Below are 13,013 nucleotides of genomic sequence, written 5' to 3' on the forward strand. Positions count from 1 at the left end.
GGCCTCCCCCGATCGTCGACGGAGGGCCACTATCGCGGGGCGGACCGCGGGGGACCAGAGCGCGTGGCCGTCTCGCGGCGGCTCATACGGGGCGCGCCGGGCGCGAGCCGCCGTACGTATGTGCGCGGGGAGTGCGGGCCGGGACGGGGGAGCGGTGGGGCGGTCGGGGGAAGCGGTGGGGCGGTGGGGCGGTCGGGGGGGGGGGGGGGAAGCAGGGAGCGCTCGGGGGAATCCGTGGGACGTTCATGAGGGAGAGAGCGGTGAGCCGGAAGGTGGTGACGGTCGCACGGCTCGGAGGACCGGAACGCCCCCGACCCGAGACCCGCCCGCCACCACCGGCCCGGCGAACAGCGCTCACGCGCCCCGCGGCAGGTTTCCGGTCACGCGCTGATCGGCCGCGACCAGGTGGGTGTCGTCCCCGTCGCCCGGCACAGGGCCAGGTAGAGCGGTATCGGCGGGGTGTACGGGATCGTGCCGGTGGGCTTGTGGATGAGGTCGGGGGCGGCCGGGGTGTCGGGCAGGACCGCGCCCGTGGTGTACCGGACGGGCTCCGGCCACTTCAGGGCGTAGTCGGAGTCGGATGGCACCAGCCACCACCAGTGCGTCCCGTCGGCGTACACGCATCCCACGCGCGGCAGCCGGGGCAGCACCTCGGGGCCCAGTTCCGCGGGCACCCCGACCGCGTCGCAGCCCATGGGGGCGGTCATGCCCTCGGGCAGCACGAGCCGCCGGAGCGCCTCGGGGGGACGCTGAGAGCGCCGGAGGCGGACCAGGGTGTCCAGGCATACCACCGGGGCCGTACGACCCGCCGAAATCGCACCGGTCGACGTCGTCACACAGTCCCCCGCTCTCGGCCTCGCCGGGCCGCGGGGACCCCCACGGTCCCCGTCCTGTGCGCCGCCTCCGCCCCGTTGCCGCGGTCCTCGGCCGGTGGCTTCTTCGCGCTCCAGCCAAGGTCGGACCGGGCGGCCGTGTCCCGGCTGCGGCGGTCCGCCGGGGGCGGCACCGTGTTCAGGGGAAGCGCGGAGTCCGCCGGGTGCGACGCCTCCGAGGAGTGCTGAGCCGGGATGACACCACGGGGCACATCCGCCCAGACCAGGAGCCCCGGGCCCGCGTCCTGCGCGCCCCAGGCCCGGCACATGGCCTCGATGAGAAGAAGACCCCGTCCGTGCTCCTCCTCGGGCCGCTGCGACGCGGGGTGCGGCTCACCCGGAGCGCGCCCCTCGTCACGTACGGCTATCCGGACGAGGTCGTCGCGGTCGTGCAGCTCGCAGACGACCCGACGGCCGGCCGCGTGCACGATGGCGTTGGTGACCAGCTCGGAGACGACCAGTGTGGCCGTGTCGCAGGTGTCCTCGCAGAGGGCCCAGCCGGACAGCCGGGCGCGCGTCAACCGCCGGGCGTGAGCCACGGAACCCGGGTGTGCGGCCAGCTCGAAGCGGAACCGGCGCCCCGCGGCCGTGCCGGGGTGCACCAGGGCCGCCGGTCCGGGACCGAACCGGTCCCCGGCGGCTTCTATTCCTAAGGGCGCAGGCGGAATCACGCTTGCCACTATCTCCTCGCCTCGAACACTTGGCAAGTGTCACTTTGAAAATTGCAGAGTGCGGTGTGACTCTCTGAACGGTCGTGGCACACTGCTCGGTAACAGCACGTGACGCGGCGCCAGTTGGATCCCTGCACGAGTGCACAGGTGTGTGAGCACGTCAACACGCACGGGCACGGCAAGGCTTCGGACGGGCGCCGCAGGGCTGTCGAGACCAGGAGGAACAGGGCTTACGGGGTCAGAGGAGGAGGTGCGCGGTGAGTGAACCGCGGTCCGCACCGACGGTCGGTCAGGTCGTCCTCGGCCGACGCCTGTTGGATCTGCGGGAGCGGGCGGGCCTGAAACGCGAGGAGGCCGCAGGCATCCTGCGTGTCGCACCCGCCACGGTCCGCCGTATGGAGATGGCGGAGGTCGCGCTCAAGATCCCGTACCTCCAGCTCCTGCTGAAGGCGTACGGCATCTCCGACGAAGAGGCCGAGGGCTTCGTCCAGTTGGCCGAGGAGGCCAACAGACCCGGCTGGTGGCAGCGGTTCCACGACATCCTGCCGGGCTGGTTCTCGATGTACGTCAGCCTGGAGGGCGCGGCCAGCACCATCCGCTCGTACGAACCCCACTTCGTGCCCGGACTGCTGCAGACCGAGGAGTACGCCCGTGGCGTCCTGGAGTCGGGCGCCATCGGGCAGACCAGCCCCGAGGACATCGAGCGTCATGTGGCGCTGCGGATGCAGCGGCAGGGACTGCTCACGCGTGAGGACGCGCCCCGCTTCTGGGCCGTGATGGAGGAGACGGTCCTGCGCCGTCCCGTCGGCGGCCCCGAGGTCATGCGCGCCCAGATCGACAGGCTGCTCGACGCCACGAGGTTGTCCAACGTGACGTTGCAGATCGTGCCGTTCGACCGGGGGCCGCACCCCGGCACGTACGGGCCCTTCGTGCTGTTCCGATTCGCCGTGCCGGAGCTTCCCGACATGGTTTACAGCGAGTACCTGACCGGCGCCGTCTATCTGGACGCGCGCCACGAAGTGGCAACCCACCTCGAAGTCATGGACCGCATGGCGGCCCAGGCCGCCACAGCACATCGCACGAAGGAGATCCTCCGGGATCTCCGCAAGGAGCTGTGAATGGATCGCATCAAGCCCCAGTCCCGCAAGCAGCAGTCGCACATGCGCGCCTACAACGGCATGCCCGCCCGGGAACTGGGCAGTGAGGGCTGGCACAAGCCCTGGAGCGGGGGCAACGGCGGCAACTGCCTGGAGGCGATGAAGCTCGCCGACGGCCGGATCGCCGTACGCCAGTCCACCGACCCCGATGGTCCGGCGCTGATCTACACGCCCGACGAGATGAACGCGTTCATCGAGGGTGCGAAGGCGGGGGAGGCCGACTTCCTGCTGTCTTGAGTCCTTTGTTTACTCAACTTTCCTAATTTTGATAGTGAATTGAGCGTGGGATTGGTGGAATTGATCACCAACTGCCGCACCGACAACTTATGGAGTGCCTCATGACCGGGCAGGGCCCCCTGAAGCTCGACACGAGCAAGCCACATCCGGCACGGACGTACGACTGGTTCCTCGGCGGCAAGGACAACTACCCCGTCGACGAGGAACTGGGCCGCAAGATGCTCGCCCTCGACCCGCGGACACCGGTGATGGCCAAGGTCAACCGCGCGTTCATGCACCGCGCCACGCGCTGGCTGGCCGAGAACGGGATCCGCCAGTTCCTGGACATCGGCACGGGCATCCCGACCGAGCCCAACCTGCACCAGATCGCCCAGCAGGTCGCGCCCGACGCCCGCGTCGTGTACTGCGACAACGACCCGATCGTGCTGGCCCACGCGGCGGCCCTGCTGCGCGGCACGCCCGAGGGCGTGACCGAGTACGTACAGGGCGATGTGCGGGAGCCGGACGCCATCGTGGAGCGGGCCAAGGAGGTCCTGGACTTCAGCCGGCCCGTGGCGCTCTCGCTCGTCGCGCTGCTGCACTTCGTCACCGATGAGGACGGCGCGTACGACCTGGTGGAGCGACTGATGTCCCAGCTGCCCCCGGGCAGCTGTCTGACGGTGTCGCACGCCACGGCGGACTTCACCCCGGAGAAGTCGAAGGCGGCGGTCGAGACCTACCGGGCCGGTGGCATCAACCTGGCGCTTCGCTCCCGCGACGAGGTCGGCCGTTTCTTCCGGAACCTCGAACTCGTCGATCCCGGTGTCTCGCTGGTCACCGACTGGCACCCCGAGCTGGGCGAGCCCGTGCCGGGGCAGGACGACGACGTCATCCCGGGGTACGGGGCGGTGGGCCGCAAGGCGTGACGTCGGGCCCGCGCCGTATGCGGAGTCGGCTCTGACGGCTCCGTGTGCGGCGCGGTGTGTTCCGCCGGGCGACCGAACGCGATCACCGCGCGCGGTGGCCGCTGCGACAATGCACCTGGGACGGTCGGGGCGGCAGTGCACCCGGGGCGGTCGGGGACGGCCGTGACGGCTGGGGCGACCTGGCGAAGGGTGCACACCGTTCCTTCCACCACTCCCTCCACCACCCCTTCCACCAGTCCTGGCACCGGTCGGCGCGATCCAGCCCTGGCACCGGTCCCCGGGGCTACGCCGTCATGGGCCGGTCATACGGCCCGATCGGCGCCGGAAGCCGCATCGCACCCGTCAGATGGCGGTCCACGGCGGCTGCCACCGCCCGTCCCTCAGCGATCGCCCACACGATGAGGGACTGCCCACGGGCTGCGTCTCCGGCGGCGTACACACCGGGTACGCCGGTCGCGAAGTCCGCGTCACGGGCGATCAAGCCGCGCCGGTCGAGCGCGAGACCGAGCTGGTCGATCAGCCCGTCCGCCCGGTCGGGCCCGGAGAAGCCCAGGGCGAGCAGGACGAGGTCTGCCGGGAGCGTGCGCCCGCTGCCCGGCACCTGGCGTCGCTGCGCGTCCACCTCGACCAGGTGCAGCGACCTCACATGCCCGTCGGGGTCACCCGTGAAGCGGAGTGTCGACGCCGCGAACAACCGCGCGTCCGCGTCCGCCGCGGGCGCCGTCCTCAGATCGCGCGCCTCCTCGTGCGCCGCCGAGAGCCGGTAGATCTTCGGATACGTCGGCCACGGCTCGGCGTCCTCGTCCCGCTCGGCCCCCGGCAGCGGGTAGATGTCCAGCTGGGTCACCGACGCCGCGCCCTCCCGCACGGCCGTGCCCAGGCAGTCCGCCCCGGTGTCACCGCCTCCGACGATCACCACGTGCTTGCCGGCGGCCGACAGCGGTGACACCTCCAGGTCCCCTTCGCACACCCGGTCGGCCAGGGGCAGGTACTCCATCGCCTGATGGACACCGTCCAGTTCCCGCCCCGGCACGTCCAGTTCCCGCCACGCGGTGGCCCCGGTGGCGATCACCACCGCGTCGTACCGTGCCCGCAGTTCGGCCGCCCCGATGTCCCGCCCGACCGCGGTCGACGTACGGAACTTCGTCCCCTCGGCCCGCATCTGCTCCAGCCGACGGTCCAGGTGCCGCTTCTCCATCTTGAACGCCGGGATGCCGTACCGCAGCAGCCCGCCGATCCGATCGGCCCGCTCGAACACCACCACGGTGTGCCCGGCCCGCGTCAACTGCTGGGCCGCCGCGAGCCCCGTGGGCCCCGAGCCGATCACCGCGACCGTCCGCCCGGTGAGCCGGTCCGGCGGCCGGGGTGGCGCGAAGCCCTCCTCCCAGGCACGGTCGGCAATGGCGACCTCGACGTTCTTGATGGTGACCGCGGGCTGGTTGATCGCCAGCACGCACCCGGCCTCGCAGGGCGCGGGGCACAACCGCCCGGTGAACTCCGGGAAGTTGTTCGTGGCGTGCAGCCGGTCGCTCGCCGCTCGCCAGTCCTCCCGCGAGACCAGGTCGTTCCACTCGGGTATCAGGTTCCCCAGCGGACAGGCGTCATGGCAGAACGGTATGCCGCAGTCCATGCAGCGGTCGGCCTGCTTGCTGATGATCGGCAGCAGGGCCCCGGGAACGTACACCTCGTCCCAGTCCCGCACCCGCTCCTCGACGGGCCGACGAGGCCATTCCTCACGTGGGGTGTTCATAAAACCCTTGGGATCGGCCATGGCCGTGTCCCCTTACATCACATACGTGTACGGCATGGCCGTACGACCTGCGGACTGCGGACTGCGGACTGCGGACTGCGGACTGCGGACTGCGGACTGCGGACTGCGGACTGCGCGAGGCCGTTCGCCTTCGGGCGGCACTCTCTACTTCCCGCCACGATACGTCGCGGTCGTCGCATACGCCCCGGCCGGGCGCAGGCCTGTTCGCTCCAGGCACGCGAGCCTGTCCCTCTCAGGCCGCCCGGGTGGCGCCCGCGTATCCGAATCAGGTCAGGGCGAGTATGTACGAGATCGCCGCGGCGGCCGAGGCGACGCCTCGGACGTGGTTCCACGTCGACCACTCGCTCACATACGTCGGCCAGTACGCTGCGGCCTCCGGTGTGCCCGCGTCCAGCTTGGCCAGGGCGTCGTTGCGCGGGACGTTCGCCACCACCGTGACCCCGAAGCACCCGAACAGATACAGCACACTCCCCAGCAGCAGCTCCACCGTCCCTTCGTCCGGCCACAGCACGAACGTGACCACCGCCAGCACGGCGCAGAGTACGGCCGACCCGACGAACACGAGCATGAAGGCCGGCCTCAGCGCCGCGACGTTGATCGACTGCATCGCTGCCACCCCCTGCGCGGGCGGCAGCGCGGCGATCCCTCTCATCACGAACGTCGAGAACCCGCAGAACACCCCGGCGACCAGACCCGTACCGAGCACCCCCAGCACCGTCAGCACAAAGTATGGTCCATCGATCATGTCCATTCCCGCCTCATCCCCCGAAGCACTCCCGCCTCATCCCCCGAATCCAAGAGCCCGACCGGCCCCTGACATCACTCCCCGTACTGCTCTTGCTCCCCAAACTCACTCCCCGTTATCCCTTTCATCCCTGGCCTCCTTGCCCTCTCCGGCCTCCCGCCACTCCCGCAATGTCATCTCCACCACCGGCGCGATCCGCCGCCGTGCCTCGTACCGGGGCACCCCGCTCATCAGGAACCGGTCGTACGGCGTGTCCAGATGCCGCACGGAGGCGATGACCGCCGAGGTCACGGCCGCCTCGGACAGCGCCTGCCCCGCGGCGCTCCGTCCGACCCGCCCGCTGCCGCGCACCGAGGCGTGCGCCGCGATGGCCCCCGCCCGCCCGGCGGGGCACCCGGGAAACAGCCGCCGGATCTCCGCCGCGAACGCGTCCGTGAACCGCACGTCCTCCGCCGCCCGCCGCCGCGTGTCCCGCACCCGGCGCCGTCGCCTCGCCTCCGCGTCCGCCAGGCACCGATCCTCGGCCCGGGCGAGCGCCGCCTCCTCGACGAGGACACCCTGCCGCTCGTACCGGCTCCTCCGCCGGTCGAACCGCACCACCACCGCGGACAGCGAGCTCTCCTCCCGCGACCTCCGCGTCAGCGCGGTGTCACCCCGCGGCAGGAACACCAGATGCCCGAGATCCACGCAGTCGAGACACCGCGGCACACCCTCCTCCAGCACCAGCAACGCCAGCGGCCCGCTGCGGCACTCTGCGCAGTGCTTCTTCCTGAGTGCCTGGATCACGACAAGGCCGGTGCGATACAGGGGAGTTGCTGGTGCTTCCATATGCGGTTCCTTCCCGGCTCGACCTGCACGTCACCAGGTTCGCGCCCCCTTGGCGCGTCTTCGTTCCCCGGCTCCTCTCCGCCCGTGCCGCACCCGAGGAGTCCGTCTTCCGTCCCTGACCGCTCTCAGGGCTGGGTGGCCTCGCGGGGCATCATGGGCCGTGTGCGACTCGAAGCGATCACCTGGGAGCGGCTCGGCGACCTCCTCGCCGACCGCCTGCTCGACCTGAAGCCGGACGACGGCAGCGCCTGGCCCCGCATCGCCTTCGACGGAGCTCCCGCCGCTGGCCCCGGCGATCTCGCCCAGCGCGTTTCCGATGCACTGCGCGTGCGCGGCCGGCCCTCGCTCGTCGTGGGCACGGAGGGTTTCCTGCGCCCGGCGTCCCTCCGGTTCGAGTACGGGCACGAGGACGTGGAGTCGTACTACGGCGGCTGGTTCGACACGGCCGCCCTGTGGCGCGAGGTCTTCGGCCCCCTCGAACCCGGCGGCGACGGCCGTGTCCTGCCCGACCTCTGGGATCCCGCGACTGACCGCGCTTCCCGAAGTTTCTACGTCCAACTCCCGCCTGGCGGGCTCCTGTTGCTGCACGGTCCCCTCCTCCTGAAGCATTGGTTCCCCTTCGACCTGTCGGTCCACGTCCTCCTCTCGGCGGGCGCCCTCCGCCGCCGTACCCCCGAGGCCGAGCACTGGACCCTCCCCGCCTACGAGCGCTACGCGGCGGAAACCGACCCGGCGGCGACGGCCGATGTCCTGGTACGCGCCGACGACCCACGGCACCCCGCATGGAGCGGCTGAGCCGGCGCGGCACTCCGCATCGGTTTCTCGGCCTGACTCCCTCGGGCCGGTTGAGGCCCCCAGCCCTGGCCCGAGGGAGTCCCGAGGGGTGCGGGCGGTCGGCCGGAGCCGTGGTGCTCCGGGTGCGTCCGCCCGGCGGCGCGGCGAGAATGTAGGGGGTCGGGACTAGCGGTGCGTCCCCGCACCGCGCCGGCCGTCCGGCACCGGGAGGTACTTCATGACCACCGCCGGAGACATCATGCACCGTGGCGCCCAGTGGATCCCCGCCCACGAGACCCTGGACCGTGCCGCGCAGCTGATGCGCGAGCTCAATGTCGGAGCCCTGCCCATCAGCGACGAGAACGAACGGCTCTGTGGCATCCTGACCGACCGCGACATCGTCGTGGGCTGTGTGGCCATGGGCCACGACCCGTCACGCGTCACGGCGGGCGAGATGGCCAAGGGCACACCGCGCTGGATCGACGCGAACGCCGATGTCAGCGAAGTGCTCCGGGAGATGACCGGGCATAAGATCCGCCGGCTTCCGGTCATCGAGAACAAGCGCCTCGTCGGCATGATCAGCGAGGCCGACCTGGCCGAGCACCTGCCCGAGGAGCAGATCGGGGTCTGGGTCGAGAGCGTCTACGCGAAGGGCGCCCCGGGCTGACTCCGCCGGTTCGCCCCGGGCTGACTCCGCCGGTTCGCCCCGGACTGACTCCGTCAGTTCAGTTCGGTTCACGCGGTCCACGTCGGTTCGGTCCATGTCGGTCCACTGAGGGCGCGCCCTCGCCCGGTTTCCGGACGGGTCGAGGTACGACCCCTCCGCTCCGGGCGGGGGAGGTCACAGCCAGCCGTTGCGCTTGAAGCCCCGGTACAGGGCGGTGCAGGCGACGGCTATGACCACCAAGACCATCGGATAGCCGAGCTTCCAGCGCAGCTCCGGCATGTAGTCGAAGTTCATGCCGTACACCCCGCACACCATCGTCGGGACGGCGATGAGTGCCGCCCACGCCGTGATCTTCCGCATGTCCTCGTTCTGCGCGACGCTGACCTGCGCGAGATGCGCTTGCAGGATCGAGTTCAGCAACTCGTCGAACGCGGCTATCTGCTCGGTGGCCCGCAAAAGGTGGTCTGAGACGTCCCGGAAGTAGGCCTGAATCTCCGGGGCGACCACCCGCTCGGGCCGGGTGGCGAGCTCCAGGACCGGGCGGGCGAGCGGGGCCACCGCCCGCTTCAGCTCCAGCAGTTCGCGCTTGAGCTGGTAGATGCGACCCGGGTCCACCCGCGCGCCGTTCTCCGCGAACACGTCCGTCTCGACCTGGTCGATGTCCGCCTGGACCGAGTCCGTGACGGTCAGATAGTCGTCCACCACGTGGTCCGCGATCGCGTGCAGCACCGCGGCCGGTCCCTTGGTGAGCTGCTCGGGGTTCGCCTCCAGCTCCTCGCGCAGCGGTCCGAGTGAGCCGTGCCGGCCGTGCCGCACCGTGATCACGAAGTCAGTGCCGACGAAGACCATGATCTCGCCGGTGTTCACCACCTCGCTGGTCGCCGTCAGCTCCTTGTGCTCGACGTAGCAGACGGTCTTGAACACGGCGAACAACGTCTCGCCGTAGCGCTCCAGCTTCGGGCGCTGATGGGCCTCGACCGCGTCCTCGACCGCCAGTGGGTGCAGCCCGAACAACTCGGCGATGCCCGCGAACTCGCGCGCCGTCGGCTCGTGCAGCCCCAGCCAGACGAAGCCTTCGTCCGTCTTGCGGACATGCTCGACGGCGTCGACGAGGTCACGGCTGCCGGGTACACGCACCCCGTCCTGGTACGTCACACAGTTGACCACCGCGGAGCCCAGCGGGGAACGGGCCGGGTGGCTGAGATCGACACGGACGCGGCGCCGTGTCAGCCGTGCCACCCCGCGCAGGCCGCCGACCTTGTCGAGGCCCGTGACCTTCCGCAGATTCCCTGCCATGGACATCTGGATCTCCTCGCGTGGATCTCCCCTTGTGTGCGCAGTTCGTCTCCGGGACGCGCCGCACTCCGTGCCTTGCCGTGGCCAGTCTGCCAGCATGAATCGAGTGACGCGTAAGCCTGTGGGAACGGAACATTCCGCTTCGTTTTCCGGCCGGCCGACTGGTCGTGTCGCTGGTTCCGGCGTGGGTGCGTGCCTGCCGAATTACTGCTGGGGCGGGGGCGGGAGTCGTGAGGGCGTCAATGTGCTGACATGGCAGTCAAATGGGATGATCGCGCCATGACGCGAACCGACGGGTATCTTCTCGACAACCAGCAGGCCGAGGCCGGTGAGCGCTTCGACGCCTTCGCCACACTTTTCGATCCCATCACGTTCCGGCACCTCCAGGGCTTTGGCGTCGGGTCGGGCTGGCGCTGCTGGGAGGTCGGCGCGGGCGGCACCTCCGTGATCTCCTGGCTCGCCAAGAAGGTCGGTCCGACCGGCAAGGTCCTCGCGACCGACATCGACACCTCGTTGATGGCCCCGGCAGCCCGCCCGCCGGTCGAGGTCCGCGTCCACGACGTGGGCGCGGACGAAGCGCCGGGGGAGGGCTTCGACCTCGTGCACGCCCGGCTGGTCCTGGTCCACGTGCGGGACCGGGAGCGAGCTTTGCGTTCCATGATCAACGCGCTGCGGCCCGGTGGGCGGATCCTGATCGAGGACGCCGACCCGGCCCTGCAGCCCCTGCTCTGCCCCGATGAGTACGGCCCGGAGCAACAACTGGCCAACCGGCTGCGCCAGGGATTCCGCAGCCTGCTCTCCGAGCGCGGCGCCGACCTCGGGTACGGCCGCACACTGCCCCGGCTGCTCCGGGAGGCCGGTCTGTGCGGCGTCCAGGCCGACGCGTACTTCCCGGTCGCCTCGCCTGCCTGCGCCGCCCTGGAGTCCGCGACGATCCGGCAGGTCCGCGACCAGCTCGTCTCGTCGGGCCTCGCTACCGAACAGGAGATCGACCAGCACCTCGCGAACGTGGCCACCGGCACGATGGACCTCGCCACGGCGCCGATGATCTCCGCGTGGGGAAGGAAGGCATAGGGCGGGAGCCGGAGCCCCTCAAGCCATGGGCCCGGTGGGTCCAGCGTGTCGCTGCCGGTTCGCCACGGGCGGCCGCCCACCCACCCGTTGCACCGCCAGCGCCCCGGCGCGGCACCCCTCGCCCGCCGCCTCTTCGGGCCCGGCGCCCGCGAGCAGGGTGGCGAGGAAGGCACCCGTGAAGGCATCGCCGGCGCCCGTGGTGTCGCGAGGCGTCGCGGGGGCGGCGGGCACGCGCGCGTGGACGGTGCCGGACCGGGCCACCAGCGCTCCGTCAGCACCCTGCTTGGCGACCACCAGGGGAACATGACGGCTCAGCTTGGCCGCCGCGTCCGACGGATCGGGCAGGCCCGTGAGCAGACACGCCTCGTCGCGGCTGGGCAGCAGTACGTCGATCCCCTCGACGAGCGCCAGGAAACGGTCCACACCCAGCTCCGTGAGAAAACCTGCCGATGCCGGATCCAGGCTCACCGGCACGCCACGCGCACGTGCCGAGTCCAAAGCGGCCGCCACCAGCGCCCGGCTCGGCTCGGAGAACAACAGATAGCCCGAGAGATGCAGCCGGGCGACTCCGTCGAGCAGGCTGTCCGACCAGTCGCCGGGGTCGAGCCGCAGGGACGCCCCGCTGTCCGTCAGAAACGTCCGCTCGGCCGCCGCGTCCGTGTCGACCAGGCAGATCACCGTTCCGGTCGGCGCCACCGGATCGACGACGAGGTGCGGCCGTACCCCACAGGCCGTCAGCTCCTGTTCGTGCCACGCGGCCCCATCCGTGCCCACCCGCCCGAGCAGCCGTACCACCGCACAGCCCCAGTGAGCCGCCCAGCACGCCACGTTGGCGCCCGCACCACCGGGAAGCGTCCGCACCGACGCGGCGGTGTCGGTCCCCGACGCCAGCGGTCCACGGTGCCGGGCGACGATGTCGGTGACGACGTCCCCGACGACCAGCAGGGCCCCACCGGAAGGAGACGTGCCCGCACCAGACGGCTCCTCGCCCAGCTCGGCAGGCACCGGAACCACGCAGGGCCCTTCCCCGCCCCGTCTCCCCTCCTGCCCGCCGGGACCGGTCACACCCCGGCCCAGGCCGCCGCGATGCGGGCCGCGAGACGGACATTCCCGCGCACCGCCGCCAGGTTCGCGCTCAGCGAAGCGCCGTCGGTGTGCCGCACCAGATAGTCGAGCAGGAACGGCGTGACGGCCTGCCCCGTGACGCCCTCCTCCTCGCACGCGTGCAGTGCGTCGGCGAGGACGCGCGCGTGGAGTCCGGGTTCGAGCTGCTCCTCCTCGGGCACGGGGTTGGCGACGATGAGCGCCGACTCCGGCCCGCGGAGCGCGTCCTGAGCGCGCATGACCTCCGCCACCTGCTCCGGTGACTCCAGCGTCCAGTCCACCGGATGCCCCGAGTCGGACAGGTAGAAGCCGGGGAAGCGGTCCGTGCCGTACCCGGCGACGGCGACCCCCAGCGTCTCCAGTCGCTGCAGTGTCGCCGGCACGTCCAGAATCGACTTCACGCCCGCGCACACCACGGTGATCCGGGTACGCGCCAGCAACCCCAGGTCGGCGGACTCGTCCTGGGTCACCGTCCACTGCCGGTGCACCCCGCCCAGCCCACCCGTCGCGAACACCCGTACGCCCGCGAGGGCCGCGAGCTGCGCGGTCGCCGACACGGTGGTAGCACCGCTCACCCCCGAGGCCACGGCGAGCGGCAGGTCCCGATGGCCTAGCTTGCGGATCCCGTCCTCGTTCGCGACCCGCTCCAGCTGCACCTTGTCCAGGCCGACGTGCGGCCGCCCGTCGAGCATGGCGATCGTCGCCGGGACGGCGCCCTCCCGTCGCACGACCTCCTCCAGCTCCAGCGCGACCTGCAGGTTGCGCGGGCGAGGCAGCCCGTGCGCGATGATCGTGGACTCCAGGGCCACCACGGGACGCCGCGCGTAAAGCGCCTCCCGCACCTCTTCGGACACCACCAGCACCACGTGCCTGCCTCCTGTCTTCCGGTTCTCCCTCATCTCTGGCGGGCGG

The 13,013-nt window shown here is 71.1% G+C and carries 14 protein-coding genes; 6 read left to right on the forward strand and 8 right to left on the reverse strand.

What is annotated here, in order from left to right; genetic code table 11:
- Positions 1–380: 380 nt before the first annotated feature.
- Positions 381–815 carry a hypothetical protein gene (locus tag E0500_RS33225; protein WP_131570183.1) on the reverse strand — a complete coding sequence of 145 codons (435 nt, stop codon included), beginning with the start codon at positions 813–815 and terminating at the stop codon, positions 381–383.
- A gap of 17 nt (positions 816–832) precedes the next feature.
- The gene (locus tag E0500_RS33230) at positions 833–1,552 is read right to left on the reverse strand and encodes an ATP-binding protein (RefSeq protein ID WP_131570164.1); all 720 of its coding nucleotides are present in this window, start codon (positions 1,550–1,552) and stop codon (positions 833–835) included.
- A 248-nt stretch (positions 1,553–1,800) separates the two neighbouring features.
- Between E0500_RS33230 and E0500_RS33235 the strand changes: the two genes are divergently transcribed.
- The 3 genes from E0500_RS33235 (at position 1,801) to E0500_RS33245 (ending at position 3,842) form a co-directional block, all read left to right on the forward strand.
- Positions 1,801–2,661, forward strand: coding sequence for a helix-turn-helix transcriptional regulator (locus E0500_RS33235; RefSeq protein WP_131570166.1), 861 nt, complete (start codon positions 1,801–1,803; stop codon positions 2,659–2,661).
- Complete coding sequence (locus E0500_RS33240; RefSeq protein WP_131570168.1) at positions 2,662–2,937, forward strand: DUF397 domain-containing protein; 276 nt, start codon at positions 2,662–2,664, stop codon at positions 2,935–2,937.
- Positions 2,938–3,038: 101 nt separating this feature from the next.
- Complete coding sequence (locus tag E0500_RS33245; protein WP_131570170.1) at positions 3,039–3,842, forward strand: SAM-dependent methyltransferase; 804 nt, start codon at positions 3,039–3,041, stop codon at positions 3,840–3,842.
- A 283-nt stretch (positions 3,843–4,125) separates the two neighbouring features.
- Here E0500_RS33245 and E0500_RS33250 read toward each other — a convergent pair whose 3' ends face one another.
- The 3 genes from E0500_RS33250 to E0500_RS33260 all read right to left on the reverse strand — a co-directional run bounded on the left by E0500_RS33250 (position 4,126) and on the right by E0500_RS33260 (position 7,186).
- Complete coding sequence (locus E0500_RS33250) at positions 4,126–5,613, reverse strand: glutamate synthase subunit beta (protein WP_131570171.1); 1,488 nt, start codon at positions 5,611–5,613, stop codon at positions 4,126–4,128.
- A gap of 265 nt (positions 5,614–5,878) precedes the next feature.
- A complete protein-coding gene (locus E0500_RS33255; RefSeq protein ID WP_131570173.1) occupies positions 5,879–6,358 on the reverse strand; it encodes a DUF1772 domain-containing protein in 480 nt (159 codons plus the stop codon).
- A 105-nt stretch (positions 6,359–6,463) separates the two neighbouring features.
- The gene (locus E0500_RS33260; RefSeq protein WP_131570175.1) at positions 6,464–7,186 is read right to left on the reverse strand and encodes a DUF2293 domain-containing protein; all 723 of its coding nucleotides are present in this window, start codon (positions 7,184–7,186) and stop codon (positions 6,464–6,466) included.
- 153 nt (positions 7,187–7,339) lie between these two features.
- Here E0500_RS33260 and E0500_RS33265 point away from each other — a divergent pair, with 153 nt between their 5' ends.
- On the forward strand, positions 7,340–7,981 hold the full coding sequence (locus E0500_RS33265; protein ID WP_131570177.1) for a uridine kinase: 642 nt from the start codon (positions 7,340–7,342) through the stop codon (positions 7,979–7,981).
- Positions 7,982–8,198: 217 nt separating this feature from the next.
- Complete coding sequence (locus tag E0500_RS33270; RefSeq protein ID WP_131570179.1) at positions 8,199–8,627, forward strand: CBS domain-containing protein; 429 nt, start codon at positions 8,199–8,201, stop codon at positions 8,625–8,627.
- 174 nt (positions 8,628–8,801) lie between these two features.
- Here E0500_RS33270 and E0500_RS33275 read toward each other — a convergent pair whose 3' ends face one another.
- Positions 8,802–9,929, reverse strand: coding sequence for a magnesium and cobalt transport protein CorA (locus tag E0500_RS33275; protein WP_131570180.1), 1,128 nt, complete (start codon positions 9,927–9,929; stop codon positions 8,802–8,804).
- A gap of 273 nt (positions 9,930–10,202) precedes the next feature.
- Here E0500_RS33275 and E0500_RS33280 point away from each other — a divergent pair, with 273 nt between their 5' ends.
- On the forward strand, positions 10,203–10,997 hold the full coding sequence (locus tag E0500_RS33280) for a class I SAM-dependent methyltransferase (RefSeq protein WP_131570181.1): 795 nt from the start codon (positions 10,203–10,205) through the stop codon (positions 10,995–10,997).
- Between the two features lie 18 nt (positions 10,998–11,015).
- Here the strand turns inward: E0500_RS33280 and E0500_RS33285 are convergent, their stop codons facing one another.
- Positions 11,016–12,011 (reverse strand): carbohydrate kinase family protein, encoded by a 996-nt coding sequence (locus E0500_RS33285; protein ID WP_399120467.1) that lies wholly within the window; start codon positions 12,009–12,011, stop codon positions 11,016–11,018.
- Positions 12,012–12,058: 47 nt separating this feature from the next.
- Positions 12,059–12,967: a pseudouridine-5'-phosphate glycosidase gene (locus E0500_RS33290; RefSeq protein WP_181587316.1), complete on the reverse strand. Its 909-nt coding sequence runs from the start codon at positions 12,965–12,967 to the stop codon at positions 12,059–12,061.
- Positions 12,968–13,013 lie beyond the last annotated feature (46 nt).

Origin of the sequence: Streptomyces sp. KM273126 (assembly GCF_004337435.2) — a bacterium.
Lineage (GTDB): Bacteria > Actinomycetota > Actinomycetes > Streptomycetales > Streptomycetaceae > Streptomyces > Streptomyces acidicola.

Bases quoted from the DNA above. Each gene is read 5' to 3' on its own strand.
- E0500_RS33240 (WP_131570168.1), top strand. From the start codon at position 2,662: ATGGATCGCATCAAGCCCCAGTCCCGCAAGCAGCAGTCGCACATGCGC.
- E0500_RS33245 (WP_131570170.1), top strand. From the start codon at position 3,039: ATGACCGGGCAGGGCCCCCTGAAGCTCGACACGAGCAAGCCACATCCG.
- E0500_RS33250 (WP_131570171.1), bottom strand. From the start codon at position 5,613: ATGGCCGATCCCAAGGGTTTTATGAACACCCCACGTGAGGAATGGCCT.
- E0500_RS33255 (WP_131570173.1), bottom strand. From the start codon at position 6,358: ATGATCGATGGACCATACTTTGTGCTGACGGTGCTGGGGGTGCTCGGT.
- E0500_RS33260 (WP_131570175.1), bottom strand. From the start codon at position 7,186: ATGGAAGCACCAGCAACTCCCCTGTATCGCACCGGCCTTGTCGTGATC.
- E0500_RS33265 (WP_131570177.1), top strand. From the start codon at position 7,340: ATGGGCCGTGTGCGACTCGAAGCGATCACCTGGGAGCGGCTCGGCGAC.
- E0500_RS33270 (WP_131570179.1), top strand. From the start codon at position 8,199: ATGACCACCGCCGGAGACATCATGCACCGTGGCGCCCAGTGGATCCCC.
- E0500_RS33275 (WP_131570180.1), bottom strand. From the start codon at position 9,929: ATGTCCATGGCAGGGAATCTGCGGAAGGTCACGGGCCTCGACAAGGTC.
- E0500_RS33280 (WP_131570181.1), top strand. From the start codon at position 10,203: ATGACGCGAACCGACGGGTATCTTCTCGACAACCAGCAGGCCGAGGCC.